Source organism: Streptomyces sp. NPDC107471 (assembly GCF_055582845.1).
The window spans coordinates 53,634-68,321 of sequence record NZ_JBVJPC010000011.1 but is presented as its reverse complement, the minus strand read 5'-3'; the positions used below and the strand labels follow the sequence as shown (position 1 = coordinate 68,321).

Below are 14,688 nucleotides of genomic sequence, written 5' to 3'. Positions count from 1 at the left end.
TCATGGACGCCGCAGGCCTGCAACGCGGCCGCCTGCCCGCCCTGGTCCTGAATGGCGAGGACCTCATCGACGCCGACCAGGTCGCCTGGCAGCTCTCCCTCGACGACGCCCGCGAGAAGCGCCTCGACGCAGAGACCGCCGTCGACCGGACCTGCGACAGGTTCGGACCGCAGGTCATCGACTCCGCAGCCGTCATCCGCCGCGCCTCCTGCCCCCCCAACCCCCGACCCGCTCCCGTCGGAGGTTGCCGCGCCCGGCCACGCTAGCGCCGACGCCAGATGACCTGGGACTCATCCGGCGGACGCCATGTACGTGCCGACGGTCAGGTCGGTCGGCCGGACGCGGTGGCCGTTTCCGCGGGTGGGGCTGCCGGTCAATCAGCCGTACGTGTGGTGAGCAGGTCGGTGAAGCCGATCCGTTCGTAGAACTGGGCGCGGATCCGGTCGGCGATGTCGCTTACCGTCTCGGAGCCGTCGTCGGCCGGGTCGATGGTGGTCCGGAAGGGCCTGCTGCCCTTGGGGGTGTCGACGATGGTGACGATGGCCCGGGCCACCTCCCGCACGTCGGCGTCCGGGGGCGCCAGGGCCGCGAGGCGCTTGCCGACGTCGTCCATCAGGTGGGCGTAGTAGGTCTCGTACGCCTCCGCGGTGGCGGTGTCCTCGGGGTGCATGGCGTGGGCGAAGTGGTTGGTGCCCGAGGTGAACGAGCCGGGGACGACGATCGCGCTGTCGATGCCGAACCGGGACAGCTCCACGGCGTAGCTCTTCGCGAGGTGGTCCATGGCGCCCTTGGCGGCGAAGTAGGGCCCGAGGTACGGGGGTGTGCCGCCGTAGGTGCTGGAGGAGCCGACCCACACCAGCAGTCCGTCGCGGCGCTTGCGCATCTGCGGCAGTACGGCGCGGTTGACCCGCTGGGTCGAGACGACGTTGGTGTCGTAGATCTGGGCGATCTGTTCCGGGGTGAAGGACTCGGCGGGGCCGAGGACCATGTGGCCGACGTTGTGGATCACGACGTCGATGTCGCCCGCCTCGGAGCCGATGGCGGCGACGGCGGCGTCGACGGAGTCCTGAGTGGAGACGTCGAGCTCTACCGAGCGCAGCCGGACCCCGTGCTCGTCGGCGTATGCCCGGACGTCGGCTACGGCCGGCGCGTTGCGTCCGGTGGTCTGGCGTATGCCGGCGTAGACCGTGTGTCCGGCGTCGGCGAGGGCGCGGGCGGTCAGCGCGCCGAAGCCGCTGGAGGCACCGGTGACCAGGATGACGTACGGCATCTCGTGCTCCTTGAGGCGGTGGGGCGGGGGCGGTCAGGCGAAGGCGACGACGCTGCGGCCGTGGGCGGTGCCGGCGCCCATCGCGTCGAGGGTGGCCGGGGCCTGGTCGAGGGTGATCGGCGTGACGTCGGGCAGGATGCCGTGCGCGGCGGAGAAGCTGAGGGTGTCGCGCAGGTCGTGCGGCGAGCCGGACGGGTTGGCCGCCACGTGCAGCCGGTTGAGGACCATGGGCTGGGTGGGCAGGACCAGGGGTTGCGGGCCGTAGCCGCACAGCATCAGGGTGCCGTCGGGGGCCAGGCCGCCGAGGGTGGCCGCGGCCGCGTCGGTCGACGGTGCGGCGTTCAGGATCAGGTCCGCGCCGCCGTCCCAGGCCTTCAGGGCCTCGGCCGGGTCGGTCTCGGACGTGGCGACGTACCGCTCGGCACCGAGTGTCTTCGCCTGCTCCTCGCCGCGTGCCGAGCGGCCGATTACGGCGACGCGGGCGCCCATGGCGACGGCGTAGCGGATGGCGAGCGCACCGATGCCACCGGCGCCGATGACGGCGATCCGGGAGCCGGGCCGGGCGCCGCCCTGCCGCAGCCCGTTGAACGCGGTGATCCCCGCGCACATCAGCGGGGCGGCGGCGACGGGGTCGAGGCCCGCCGGCAGCGGCGTGACGTAGCCCGCCTTCAGCAGCGCGTACTCGGCGTAGCCGCCGTCGGCCACGACACCGGTGATCCGCTTGCGCGGACACAGGATCTGGTCGCCGCGCACGCAGTAGTCACAGTGGCCGCAGGAGTCGTAGAGGAACTGGGCTCCCACGGCGTGGCCGACCTCGGGGAACGTCACGCCCTCGCCGACGGCCGTCACCACCCCGGTGATCTCGTGGCCGGGCACGACGGGGAAGCGGGCGAAGGGGTAGTGGCCGCGGAGCAGGTTCAGGTCCGAGTAGCAGACGCCGCACGCGGTCACCTTGACGAGGACCTCGCCGGTGCCGGGCTGGGGGACGTCGAGGTCGGTGAGCGTGAGCGGGGCGTCGACCCCGGTGGCTACGGCAGCACGCATAGGGACTCCAAGGGTGCGGGGCCGGGCAGCGAGCGGCACCTTTCGCCGTACCGGGAGACCTGGAGGGTGGCGGCTCCTAGACTGCTGGGAAGGGCGTGTCGCTGCGGGGCCTGGGCGTTCTGCGGTACGTGCTCCGAGTCTCCGCCGTGGCTGCGCACGGGTCCAATGCCTCTCCTGAGGCTTTCGATGAGCACACGGCATCGACGCAGAGAGACGGGCGGATGAGATGCGAGGCGGACCGGCAGATCTGGACTTGCGCAGGCTCCGCTCGTTCGTGGCGGTCGCCGAACGGCTGCACTTCGGGCAGGCGGCGCTCGCACTGCATGTCACCCAGCCCGCGCTCTCGCGCCAGATCCAGCAGTTGGAGCACGACCTCGGCACCGCCCTGCTCATCCGCAGCAGCCGGGACGTGGTGCTGACGCCCGCGGGCCGGCAGTTGCTGCACGACGCCAAGGACCTGCTGGCGGCCGCGGAAGCGGCCCAGGACCGGGTCCGCCGGATCGGGTCCGGCGTGCGCTCGCTGACGGTCGGCTTCATGCTCGGCACCGACGCCGCCACCCCGCTGCACGGGTTCTCGGCACGCCACCCGGACGTGATCGTCGAGCTGGTCCGCATGCGCTGGTGGACCCAGACGCGGGCGATCCTCGACGGCGACGTCGACATCGGTTTCGTGCGGCTGCCCCTCGGCTCGCAGCGGCTGAGCGTGCTGCCGCTCTACCGGGAACAGCTCAGCGTGGTCCTGCCGGCCGGTCATCCGCTGGCGGTCCAGGACGCGATGGACCTCGCGGCGGTCCTGGACGAACCCCTGCTGCAGTACGCCGACGCGGAGCCGGGCTGGTCGGCCGTCTGGAACGGCGACCCTCGCCCGGACGGCACCAAGGCCCCGCCCGGCCCGTTCTTCCACGACATGGAGGAACTCATGATGTACGTCAGCGCGGGGCGCGGTGTGGCACTGGTACCGAGGCCGGTCGCGGCCGTCTTCCCCCGGGCGGACATCGCCCACGTCCCCGTCACCGACGTCCCCGGCGGCCAGGTGGCCCTGGCCTGGGACGACGACCGGCGCACCCCCCTCGTCGCGGACTTCATCGAGGTCGCGAAGTCGAGGAGCTGGGGGAGGGCCTGATTCTGAACCGGCCGCACCGCTTTTGGACCCCGCCTTGGCTCTGCATACGGGAGTCGCTGCCGGTCAGGGGGCGGTGACGGCGGTGAGCGCGGCCCACGTCTGGTTCGGGGGGAGGGCCGTTCTCGGCATCAAAGGGTGGCGCAGGCCTTCGTGGGGCCGGCGGTGGCAAGTGCACCAGCCATTCGTCGAAGAGATCCTGGAGCTCTGAGACCCTGCAGGTGTCGGCGCCGCGGCGGGTGACGTCGGATCCGGAGTAGCCGGGCAGGTGCTGGCAGAACGGGTGGCTGATGGTGCCGAGGTGCCCGCAGGCGGCGGTGAACGCGGCCGAGACGGTGTCATTCAGCCCCGTCACAGTTGGGAAGTTTGTGGCGCGGACCGCTACCCCTGGATGGGAAGATCCGGATGGGTGGCCAGAAAAATGATGTAGGTGATCGCCGCTGTTGCCCCCAGGAGGGACAACACGGCACCCACTACGGCTCGCGGCCTGCTCGCTCGCCCCCACTTCGATGCGCGGTACTCGACACCGGCCCGCACGAGTCCGACAAGGGCCAGGGGCAGCGCGATGAAGCAGACCAGTATCCAGAACGGGCAACAGAGCCAGCACGCAATGGACGCCCCGCCGAACCAGACCGCAAGCTCGGACCCCGCTCGTGTCTCGTCCGATGCCCCGACAGAAGTCATGGACCAACCCAAGCAGAACACTTGTTGGAGTGACGCAGCAGGAGGGGCGTCAGGGGGCCGCCCACCCGCAGCGCCACGGGTGATCCGGGTGGAGCGCACGTGCAGTCGGCGCGGAATCTCGGTGGTGACCTGCCGGTTCGAGGGGCGAAGGCAGTCGTTTCGAAGGGGATCGAATACATGGCGCCCCTGGCTGGTGCGTGCGACTGTCGCTGTGACCGTTGGATGAACAGGGGGAACGTATGAGGCATGCCGTCAAGGCGGCCCTGGTCGCTGCGTTGGTCGCCGGCTGCTCCGCAATAGCTACCGGCCCGGCGTCAGCGGCTCAAGGCGCGATGATCACGACGTACGAGCGGGTGAACGTACGGGACTACCCGACCTCGAAGAGCGCCTGGGAGGACGTGTACCCGGCCAACTACACGGTCTATGGACTGTGCTGGAAGTGGGGCGAGACCATCACCGACAACGGCTACTCGAACGACGTCTGGGTGGCCACGGGCAAGAAGGGCAGCCGCTACTCGTACTGGGTGAGCGCTGTGTACTTGAAGGGTGACAAGTACGCCGGCCTGTCCGTCGAGAACGGTTACTGCTGGGACGACGCCTGACCCGCGGCCGTAGAGCATGACCACAAGGCACAGACAAATGTCCGCCTCGCTTGGGGGAAACATGCGCAAGGTGATGAGCACCGCCGTCGCGTTCGCGACTGCGGCCACGGCAGTGGTGGCGATGAGCGGCGCGGCCCAGGCCGCGTCCGCCGGGGACTCCACGGTGTACGGATGCAGGTCCGGCAACGTGTGCATCTGGCCCCAGGGTGTCGAACCGTTCAACGACCCGCACCCGACGGTCCAGTACTCCAGCTACGGCTACCACAACCTGAGCAACCAGTACGGGGACCATTGGGTCCTCAACAACCAGTACGGCGGCGCCACCGCCAACCTGTGCAAGAACTACGGCGGCACCAACTGCGTCGAGATCCTGTTCCAGGACGACTGGGCGTACGAGAACCTCACGCCGATCAACTCCATCACCCTCAACCGGCCGTAGCGCCCCCTTCGCCACGGAGCAGCGACCGCCGGGCCGGCCCGCACCGGTCCCGGCGGTCTCCCGTTCTCGCCCCACCGGAGCTTGTGCCGGTGTGGATGATCAGCACACGGCCCGTCGGGCCTATGTCGCCGCCGCCGACGATCACGTAGGCGTGACGAGGTGGCGGCGGAGTTGTTCGTCCGTCCGCAGACGGTCCGGTACCGGAGGGCGCAACTCCGGGAGCTGTTTGCGGACCTCGCCTCGCCGCAGCGGGTCCTTGAGCTGACGTTGGCGGTCGGTCTCAGGGCCGGACGACGCAGGAGCCCGGGCCCGCCCTCTACGAGCGTGTCCGCGAGCGGTTTAGGGGGCGAGCTTCGGTCGGCCGCGCTCCTACGACGCGCAGGGGCCGGCCGGGACCGCTGTCCGATGTGAGGTCGGTGGTCTAGTGCGGGCTGGTCCCCGTGGGCTGGGGCGGCAGGTCCTCCGGGAGCAGCATGCGCAGGTCGTCCAGACCCGGAGCGGGCAGCGCCCCGATGCGTCCCGCCTGGCGGGTCATCATGGTCTCCAACAGGCGGCGGGCCGTCCGCGCGTTGCCGAAGGAGCGGTCGCGGGGCAGGGCGTCGATGTAGGTGCCGAGCGCGGTGAGGGCCTCCGGGGAGCAGTCGTAGCCGTAGCCCGAGGCGGCCCGGGTGAGGATGTCGAGGAGTTCGCCGGTGGTGTAGTTCTCGAACTCCACGGTCCGGGAGAACCGCGAGGCCAGGCCCGGGTTGGAGGCCAGGAAGCGGTCCATTTCCCGGGTGTAGCCGGCCGCGATCACGACGACCTCGTCGCGGTGGTCCTCCATGAGCTTGAGCAGGGTGTCGACCGCCTCACGGCCGAAGTCGGAGGTGACGCCCTCGGGGGTGAGCGTGTACGCCTCGTCGACGAACAGCACGCCTCCCAGGGCCCGTTCGAAGGCCTCCTTGGTGAGCTGCGCGGTGTGGCCGACGTAGCGGCCGACCAGGTCGGCGCGTGCGACCTCCACGAGCTGGCCCTTGGGCAGGACGCCGAGGGAGCGCAGCAGATCCGCGTAGAGGCGGGCCACCGTGGTCTTGCCGGTGCCGGGCGGGCCCGAGAAGACCAGATGGTGGCTGATCTTGGGGACGGGCAGTCCGGCGGCCCGGCGTTGCTCGGTGGCGGTCAGGAGGTTGACCAGCGAGGTCACCTCGTTCTTGACGGCGGCCAGACCGACCATCGCGTGCAGTTCCGCGAGGAGTTCCGGGGCGCCCGGTCCGGTGTCGGCGGCGCCGGCGTCCGAGGCCACGTCCTCGGGCAGCAGCAGGCTCAGGTCGCTCTCGGCCGGGTTGGCCATGGCGCCGAGCCGGTGGGCCTGCCGGTCCACCATCTCCTCGAACACCTTGCGGGCCGCACGGCCGTTGCCGAACGCGGCGTCGCGCGGCATCCGTTCGTAGTGCCGTCCGAGGGCCTCCAGCGTCGCCGGGGTCAGCTCGTAGCGGTGCGCCGCGCACATGTTCTCGGTGATGGTCACCAGCTCGTCCACCGAGTAGTTCTCGAACGCGATGGTCCGCGTGAACCGCGAGGCCAGGCCCGCGTTGGAGGAGAGGAAGGCGTCCATGTCGGAGGTATATCCGGCCGCGATCACGACCACGTCGTCGCGGTGGTCCTCCATCAGCTTCAGCAGGGTGTCCACGGCCTCCCGGCCGAAGTCGGCGCCGGATCCCTTGCTGTCGGACAACAGGGTGTACGCCTCGTCGATGAACAGCACCCCGCCGAGGGCGTCGTTGAACGCCTCCGTGGTCTTGATGGCCGTACCGCCGATGACCTGGGCGACGAGATCGGCGCGTGAGACCTCCACCAGGTGTCCGGACCGCAGCACGCCCAGATCGGCGAGGATGCCGCCGTAGAGGCGGGCGACCGTGGTCTTGCCGGTGCCGGGTGGTCCGGAGAAGACCAGGTGGCGGCTCATCGACGGGACGGGCATGCCGAGTTGGACGCGACGCTGGGCGAGCTGGTTGAGGTTCACCAGGGTGTGCACCTGGTGCTTGACGTCGGCCAGTCCGACGAGCGACTCCAGTTGCTCCAGGGGCCCTTGGGGCGCCTTGGCCTGTTCGGTGCCGCCGGGTGCGGCCGCCGCGACGTTCGCGGGCAGGGTGTCGCCCCAGGCGTCCTGAGCGCCGTTGCCCGTGCTGTTCAAGTCGTGCACGCCGAGCTGGTCGTTCACCCGGGACTGCCGCAGGCCCGCGCCGCGGTTGTCCCGTACGGTGCAGTCGGTGGCGGTCACCGGCTCGGAGCTGTCGACGCGGATGCCGTCGCCGACGTTGCCGCTGATCTGGCAGCCGGTCAGGGCGGCCCGGCCGCCGTTGGACACCAGGACGCCGTGGGCACCGCAGTCGGTGACATGGGTGCGCAGCGCGGAGAGTTCGCCGCCGTTGTCCACCACGAGACCGGAGGCCGTGCCGGACTCGACCCGGCAGTCCCGCAGCGCCCCGAAGCCCGCCGCGGCGACGGACACCCCGGCGGCGACCGCGTCGCGTACGACCGTGTCGCGAATCTCGGGCCGCCCGCCCGAGGCGATCCGCAGGCCCGCGCCGCCCGCCCGGTCGATCTCGCACTGCTCCAGCCGCCCGCGCCCGTCCTCGACGACCTCCACGCCGTGGCCGCCCGGCGAGGTGATCCGGGCGCCGCGCAGCAGGGGATTGGCCGCCGTGCGGATCCGGATGCCGGCGCCGGCCGGATCCGCTATCAGCAGGGTGTCGAACTCCGCCGCCGACTCGTCCTCCAGCAGCACCGCGCAGTCCTTGTCGGCGCAGTCACGCACCGAGGTGCCGGTCAGGAACGGCGAGCTGGAGCCGACGACCCGAATGGCGGGCGCGGTGGCCGCGTCGAACACGCAGTCCCGGAACGAGCCCCGCGACCGCTCGGTGACGGCCAGTCCACTGCCCTTGGTGCGTGCGGTACGGCAACCCACCAGCTCCGGGTCCGCGGCGGAGCCGAGCAGGATGCCGGGGCCCGATGTGTCGGTGACCGAGACCTCCTCCAGGACCGGCCGGGAGCCGCTGGTGACGTAGACGCCGATGGAGGTGTCATGGACGTCGCTGCGCACCACGCGGGTGGCGCAGCGGCCTTCGAGGGCGATCGCAGGCTTGTCGGTCGCGGAGATGTCGCAGCGCTCCACCAGCCCCTGGGCCGTGCCGTTGGCGAGGATGCCGTTGGCCCGGGCGTCCCGGATACGACAGTCGCGTACCGTCGTGTCGGCCTCCTCGCTGATGACGACGCCGGAGGTGCCGAGATTCTCGATGAGGGAGTCGGCGACGATGCTGCCGGTGGAGGCCGTGTCGACGACGCCGGCGCCGTCCGGGTTGCTGATCCGGCAGCCGCGCAGGGCCAGCGAACCGGACTCCCGGGCCAGCACCGCCGTCCAGCCCGAGCCGATGACGGTGCACCCGTCCATGGCGACCTGGCCGCGGGGCGCGTCGACCACGGGCAGGTCCTCGCTGCCGCCGCGCAGCGTCAGGTCGGTGAGCAGGACGGCGTCGGCGACGAGCAGGAGGGCCGTGCCCCGGCGGGGGCAGATCTCGACGCTGCCCGGCTCGCCGTCGGCCACGAGGGTCACGCGCGTCCTGATGGTGAGGTTCTCGTCGTAGCGCCCGGGAGCGATACGGATCACCGCGCCCGTGCGTGCCTTGGCCAGGGCGTCGCCGATCTTCTGGAAGCTGTCCGATCGGCCTGGACAGACCCTGAGCACCTGCCGTGACACGCTGTGATCCTCCTTGGTGTGGTACGCCCGCCGTGATCGCGCGGCCTCGTCGGGGCGCGGTCGTACGGTGGTGCGCACGCGGTGAACGCTACGGGACGCCGATGGCCAACTTCCAGCACAGGCAGGGCAGATGAGCAAGGGCACCGGCGCGATGTGCCCTCCGGTCCATGCCTAGGATGTGCGCCATGCGCGCTGCTCGAACCCACCGCCCGCAGGCCTCCTCGGCCGCGTCTGCGGTCGTCGCCGCCCTGCTGGTGGCCGTCGGGGCCGCTCCCGCGGCGGCCGACTCCGTGGAACTGCCCGCCGTACGCACCGCGTTGGCTGCGGACGAGCCGTGTGCGACGGCCTCCACCCGGCAAGTCGACACAGAGCCCTGGGCGTTGAGCTCTCTCGGCGCGTCCCGGGCGCTCACCCTGTCCGAGGGAGCCGGGACGACCGTGGCCGTCGTGGACACCGGTGTGAGCGACAGCGCGCCCGGTCTGTCCGGCAGGGTGACCGCGCTCGCCGGCGCGGACAGGGACTGCGTCGGACACGGCACCTTCGCGGCGGGACTGATCGCGGCGGCACCGGGCGCGGGGGGTTCGGCGGGACCGTCCGGGTTGGCGCCCCGCGCGCGCATCCTCGCCGTACGGGGCACGGACGAGCGCGGTGGCGTCACGGCTCAGAGGCTCGCGGACGCGATACGTGAGGCCGCAGACGCAGGCGCCTCGGTGATCTACGTCGGTCGTGCGCTTGCCGAGGGCAAGGCCGTCCTGTCGGCGGCGGTCGCGTACGCGGCCAAGAAGGACGCCCTGGTGGTGGCGCCGCTCGCGCCCGACGCGCTGCCCAAGGACCAGACCGGCGAGCCGGCGAAGGCGGAGCCCTGGTACTGGCCCGCCGCTGCGACCGGTGTGCTGGCGGTGACCGACTTCGGACCCGACGGCACCCGGCCGGCCAATGCGCCGGTGGTGGCCGGGGCGGACCTCGCGGCGCCCGGTGACGCGGTGGTCGGCATCGGCCCGGCGGGCAAGGGGCACTACATCGGCTCCGGCGCGTCCCTGGCCGCGGCCCTGGTCGCGGGAGCGGCGGCCCAGGTCCGGGCACGCTACCCAGAGCTGTCCGCGGGGGAGGTCTCCCAGCGGTTGACGCGGGCCGCCTACCCGGCCAGTCCGCCCCGCCTCGACCCCTACGCGGCGCTGACCACGGTGCTGCCGGAGACCCCCGGCGGCGTGCCCCGCCCCGAGGCGGCCGTGGTCCCGGCGGACGCCGCGCCCGAGCCCCGCAACCGCGCCCTGATCGTGGCCGCCGGAAGCGCCGGAGTGGTGCTCCTGGTGGCCGCGGCGGCGGTGGTGATCCCGCGCGGACGGGCGCGGGGGTGGCGGGCGGTGGACAGTTGAGCGTGGGTGGGGCGGCTGTGTGGGGGACGCGGGTGCGGTGAGGTGGCGCGTCGCGTATGGGCGTACGGCGCACTGGGCGGAGTTGGCTGAGGCTGGCGGTGGCGTGTCGGGTGCGACCTGGGCTGCCGTGTCGCGCGAGACCCGCGGCGCCGACGGTTCGGCGCCTCCGTATCGCACCCTCCCTGCCTGAGACGCCAGACGTCGCGGCCCCGTGTGAGCCGCCCCGGCCCGCCGCGCCCCCGGGGTACGGCGACCGCATCCCGGACGCACGGCAAGCCAAGTGACGCCCCCCGAAGGGCCCTCGGGCTCACGCATGCGTGATGGCCTCGTCCAGCAGCGCCGTCTGGAGCTGTGTCGACTTGCGGCGTGTCACGCGGGTCGCGCGGCCCGGCGGGAGGTTGCGGCCCTTGAGGCTGCCGATGACGAACCCTTCCGAGGGCGGGCAGGACAGCAGCAGGGTGGGGGAGTTGACCTCCTGGAGGCGGCGCAGCAGGGCCTCGTTCAGGCCGCGCCCCGCGCCCGCCGCCGACCGGGAGACGACGAGGTGCAGGCCGACCTCCCAGCCGAGGGCGAGGTGGTTGAGCAGGGGGTCGAAGGGTGCGTTCATGGGGCCGGCGCCCAGCAGGTCGTAGTCGTCCACCAGGATGAACAGCCGCGGACCCTTCCACCAGTCGCACTTGCGCATCCGGGACGGGGTGATCTCGGGGCCGGGCAGCCGCGTGGTGACCGCCCGGGCGGCGCCGGAGATCATGTCCTTGAGCGCGTCCATGGAAACCGCGTGACCGAGGCGGTACTCGTCGGGGATCGCCTCGACCAGCTCACGGCGGTAGTCGACGACCAGGATGCGGGCCTCGGCAGGCGTGTACCGGTCCATGACGGCCTTGGCCGCCATCCGCAGCATGTTGGTCTTGCCGCTCTCGGTGTCGCCGACGACGATCATGTGCGGGGTCTCGGTGAAGTCGTGCCAGACGGGGGCGAGTTCCTCCTCCTCCAGGCCGATCGGCATCCGGAAACCGCCCTCGGGGCCCGACGCCTGTGCGGGGGCCGGGAGTTCGGCGTAGGGGAGCTTGGTCGGCAGCATCCGCACCGGCGGCGCGGGCGGGCCCGACCAGCTCTCGCTGACCGCCGCGACGAGGTCGGCGACGCCGTCGGTGAGGTCGTCCGCCGCCTCCGTGCCGTCGATGCGGGGGAGCGCGGTGAGGTAGTGCAGCTTGGTGTCGCGGGTCAGGCCGCGGCCCGGCAACCGGGGCACGGTCGCCGCCCGCCGCATGTCGATCTCCGAGTCCATGGGGTCGCCCATCCGCAGCTCCAGGTGGGTGGCGGCCTGGTCGCGGATCGAGGAGGTCAGCTCCACCCAGCGGGCGGTGGTGACGATCAGGTGGATGCCGTAGTTGAGACCGCGGGCGGCGATCGCGCCGAAGGTCTGGATGTGCCGGTCGAAGTCCTGGCGGACCGTCGACCAGCCGTCGATGACCAGGAACACGTCGCCGTGCCGCTCGTCCGGGAACTCCCCGGCCTTGCGGCGACGGCGGAAGGTCGCCATGGAGTCGATGCCGTGGTCGAGGAAGAACCGTTCGCGCGCGGCGAGCAGGGAGGTGACCTCGGCGATCGTACGGCCGACGCGTTCGGTCTCCAGACGCGCCGCGACGCCGCTCATGTGGGGCAGCCCGGCCAGCCCCGACAGGGTGCCGCCGCCGAAGTCCAGGCAGTAGAACTGCACTTCGCGCGGGGTGTGGGTGAGGGCGAGTGCGGTCAGGACGGTGCGGACCATCGTGCTCTTGCCGCTCTGCGGGCCGCCCGCGACGGCGATGTGCCCGCCCGCGCCGGACAGGTCGAGGGTCAGCAGGTCGCGGAGCTGGTCGAAGGGGCGGTCGACGATGCCGATGGGGATGGTGAGCCGGCCGCGGCCGGGCCAGTCGACCGCGGTGAGTCCCAGTTCGGGATCAGGGGTGAGCGGGGGCAGCACCTGGTCGAGCGTGGTGGGCCGGTCCAGGGGCGGCAGCCACACCTGGTGGGCCGCGGGACCGGCGTCGCGCAGCCGGGCCACGGCGGCGGACAGCAGCGTCTCGCCGTTCTCGTCGAGCTCGGGCTCCGGGTCGGGGTCCGGCGTGACGGGCAGATGCCGGGGCATGACGTACGCCGTCGTCCACGGCACGGTCTGACTGGTCACGCGGGCCTGGTGGGCCACACCCCGCCGCTCCTGGTAGGGGCCGGAGACGTAGGCGGCGCGGAAGCGGGTCAGCGCCTCCACACCGGACTTGAGGAAGCCGCTGCCCGGTGCGGGCGGCAACTGGTAGGCGTCCGGCACACCGAGGACACCGCGGCTCTCCATGGCGGAGAAGGTGCGCAGGCCGATCCGGTAGGAGAGGTGGCTCTCCAGTTGGTGCATACGGCCCTCGTCGAGGCGCTGCGAGGCCAGCAGCAGATGCACACCGAGCGAGCGGCCGAGCCGGCCGATCATCACGAAGAGCTCCATGAACTCGCGGTGCGCGGCGAGCAGTTCGCTGAACTCGTCGACGACGACGAAGAGGCTGGGCAGCGGTTCCAGCGGGACCCCGGAGGCGCGGGCCTTCTCGTAGTCCAGTGCCGAGGTGTAGTTGCCGGCGGCGCGCAGCAGTTCCTGACGCCTCATCAACTCGCCGTGCAGTGCGTCCTGCATGCGGGAGACGAGAGCCGCCTCGCCGGCCAGGTTGGTGATCACGGCGGAGGTGTGGGGGAGTTCGTCCAGACCGAGGAAGGTGGCGCCGCCCTTGAAGTCGACGAGGACGAAGTTGAGGGTCTCGGAGGAGTTGGTGAGGGCGAGCGCGAGGACGAGGGTGCGCAGCAGTTCGCTCTTGCCGGAGCCGGTGGCGCCGATGAGCATGCCGTGCGGTCCGGTGCCGCCCTGCGCGGACTCCTTGATGTCGAGTTCGACGGGTTGGCCGTCCGCGCCGACGGCGATCGGCACCCGCAGCCGAGCGGTCCCGGTGTGCTGCTGCCACAGGGCGGCCGGATCGTGGCGGTGCAGGTCGGGGATGCCGAGCAGGGTGGTCAGTTCGACGTTGGTGGACAGCGGTTCGGCCGCGTCGGGGCCGGTGCCCAGGCCCATGCGGTACGGCGCGAGGCGCCGGGCCAGGGCCGCGGCGCCGGTGGTGCCGAAGGTGTCGGGGCGGCCGAGCACGGTGGTCTGTTCCTTGCGGTCCCGGTCGGTGCGCACCAGGGCGAAGGAGTCCGCGGACACCTCGAAGCGGAGCGTGACGCGTCCGGGCCGCCAGGTCAGTGCGCCGGAGAGGTCGAGGACGACGGCGTTGCGGTAGCCGGGGCCGTCGAGCCGGTGGCCGCTGGGGACGGTGCCGCCGTCGACCACGATGACGGTGAAGGGTTCCTCGCGGCCGGGCACGGCGTCAGGGTCGAAGGCGGGCCGCTCCTGGAACTCGGCGCCGAGGAGGTCCTCCAGCTCGCCCAGCGCGGAGACGGTCATGCGGATGGGGCCGGCGCCGTCGGTGTCGTGCGGGTGCAGCGCGTGCGGCAGCCACTTGCTCCATTCCCAGTCCGCGCGCCTCTCGTCGGCGACGCAGAAGGCGATCCACACGTCGTCCGGCGAGTGGAAGATGGCCAGTTGGGCCAGGAGGGCGCGGGTGACGGCCCGGATGTGCTGCTCGTCGCCGCGGAACAGCACCCGGGCCCAGGCCCGCAGATAGATGGCGATCGGCTGGTCCGGCACGGTCCCGTAGGCGCGGATGAAACTGCGCAGCGCGTGCGCGCTGAGCGGTTCCAGGTCCTCGACGGGACTCGTGGACACCGGAGTCAGTCTCAGGCCAAGTTTCTGGTCGCCGACCGCGACCCGGAGCTCGCCGAAGTCCTCGTCCCGCGGCCTGCGTTCCCACAGCCGGCTGGTGCCCACCATCGACGACAGGGCCGCGGGTTCCGGGTGGCGCCAGGACAGGGCGCGCTGCTGGTCGGCGACAGCGCCGCGTACCTTGCGCCGCATCTGGCCGAGATAGCGCAGGTAGTCCCGCCGTTCGCCCTTCAGGCGCTGCTTGCGTTCGCTGCTGCGGCGCATCGCCTGACCGACGATCATCGCGGCGGCGGCCACGACCATCACGCCCAGGGCGAGATAGATGAACCCGCCGCTGCCGCGGGTCACGCCCGGCCGCATGAACATGAACATCATCGAGACGGACATCAGGGCCATCGGGAGGTAGGTCCAGATGGCGGAGGAGTCCGGCACCACTTCGGGCAGGGGCGGCGGTTCCTGAAGGCTGAGCTCCCCGTCGGGCATTTCCGGGCCTCGGCGCCGGGCCGGGCGGCGGAACAGGACCACACTCAAGAGCCGTCTCCTTGTGGGGCAGGGGAGGAGGGCGGGGCGGGGGCGCCACCATTGGTCGGTTGATATTACGATCGTCGAGCCGGTGGTGAACTACCGTCCCCGTCAAGC

General features: G+C 71.9%; 9 protein-coding genes and 1 pseudogene. 6 read left to right on the top strand and 4 right to left on the bottom strand.

Annotation, left to right across the window (positions count from 1 at the left end; all coding sequences use genetic code 11):
* The first annotated feature begins 2 nt into the window (after positions 1-2).
* Positions 3-266, top strand: a complete 264-nt coding sequence (locus tag ACZ66S_RS32125; RefSeq protein WP_469905069.1) for a hypothetical protein — start codon at positions 3-5, stop codon at positions 264-266.
* A 107-nt stretch (positions 267-373) separates the two neighbouring features.
* Here the strand turns inward: ACZ66S_RS32125 and ACZ66S_RS32120 are convergent, their stop codons facing one another.
* Positions 374-1,270 carry an SDR family oxidoreductase gene (locus tag ACZ66S_RS32120; RefSeq protein ID WP_469905068.1) on the bottom strand — a complete coding sequence of 299 codons (897 nt, stop codon included), beginning with the start codon at positions 1,268-1,270 and terminating at the stop codon, positions 374-376.
* A gap of 33 nt (positions 1,271-1,303) precedes the next feature.
* Entirely contained in the window at positions 1,304-2,314 is a 1,011-nt protein-coding gene (locus ACZ66S_RS32115; protein WP_469905067.1) for an alcohol dehydrogenase catalytic domain-containing protein, read from the bottom strand.
* A gap of 253 nt (positions 2,315-2,567) precedes the next feature.
* On the opposite strand from ACZ66S_RS32115, the gene ACZ66S_RS32110 reads away from it, so the two are divergent.
* The 4 genes and pseudogenes from ACZ66S_RS32110 to ACZ66S_RS32095 form a co-directional block, all read left to right on the top strand.
* The gene (locus tag ACZ66S_RS32110) at positions 2,568-3,437 is read left to right on the top strand and encodes a LysR family transcriptional regulator (RefSeq protein WP_469905066.1); all 870 of its coding nucleotides are present in this window, start codon (positions 2,568-2,570) and stop codon (positions 3,435-3,437) included.
* Between the two features lie 1,013 nt (positions 3,438-4,450).
* The gene (locus ACZ66S_RS32105) at positions 4,451-4,720 is read left to right on the top strand and encodes a hypothetical protein (RefSeq protein WP_469905065.1); all 270 of its coding nucleotides are present in this window, start codon (positions 4,451-4,453) and stop codon (positions 4,718-4,720) included.
* A 73-nt stretch (positions 4,721-4,793) separates the two neighbouring features.
* The gene (locus ACZ66S_RS32100) at positions 4,794-5,159 is read left to right on the top strand and encodes a hypothetical protein (protein WP_469905064.1); all 366 of its coding nucleotides are present in this window, start codon (positions 4,794-4,796) and stop codon (positions 5,157-5,159) included.
* 147 nt (positions 5,160-5,306) lie between these two features.
* A pseudogene (locus tag ACZ66S_RS32095) lies at positions 5,307-5,447 on the top strand (helix-turn-helix domain-containing protein); the annotation flags it as partial.
* Positions 5,448-5,580: 133 nt separating this feature from the next.
* Here the strand turns inward: ACZ66S_RS32095 and ACZ66S_RS32090 are convergent.
* Positions 5,581-8,895: a right-handed parallel beta-helix repeat-containing protein gene (locus tag ACZ66S_RS32090; protein WP_469905063.1), complete on the bottom strand. Its 3,315-nt coding sequence runs from the start codon at positions 8,893-8,895 to the stop codon at positions 5,581-5,583.
* A 185-nt stretch (positions 8,896-9,080) separates the two neighbouring features.
* Here ACZ66S_RS32090 and ACZ66S_RS32085 point away from each other — a divergent pair, with 185 nt between their 5' ends.
* Positions 9,081-10,271, top strand: coding sequence for a S8 family serine peptidase (locus ACZ66S_RS32085; RefSeq protein WP_469905062.1), 1,191 nt, complete (start codon positions 9,081-9,083; stop codon positions 10,269-10,271).
* A gap of 307 nt (positions 10,272-10,578) precedes the next feature.
* On the opposite strand, the gene eccCa is transcribed toward ACZ66S_RS32085, so the two are convergent.
* On the bottom strand, positions 10,579-14,574 hold the full coding sequence (gene eccCa / locus ACZ66S_RS32080; protein WP_469905252.1) for a type VII secretion protein EccCa: 3,996 nt from the start codon (positions 14,572-14,574) through the stop codon (positions 10,579-10,581).
* Between the last annotated feature and the right edge of the window lie 114 nt (positions 14,575-14,688).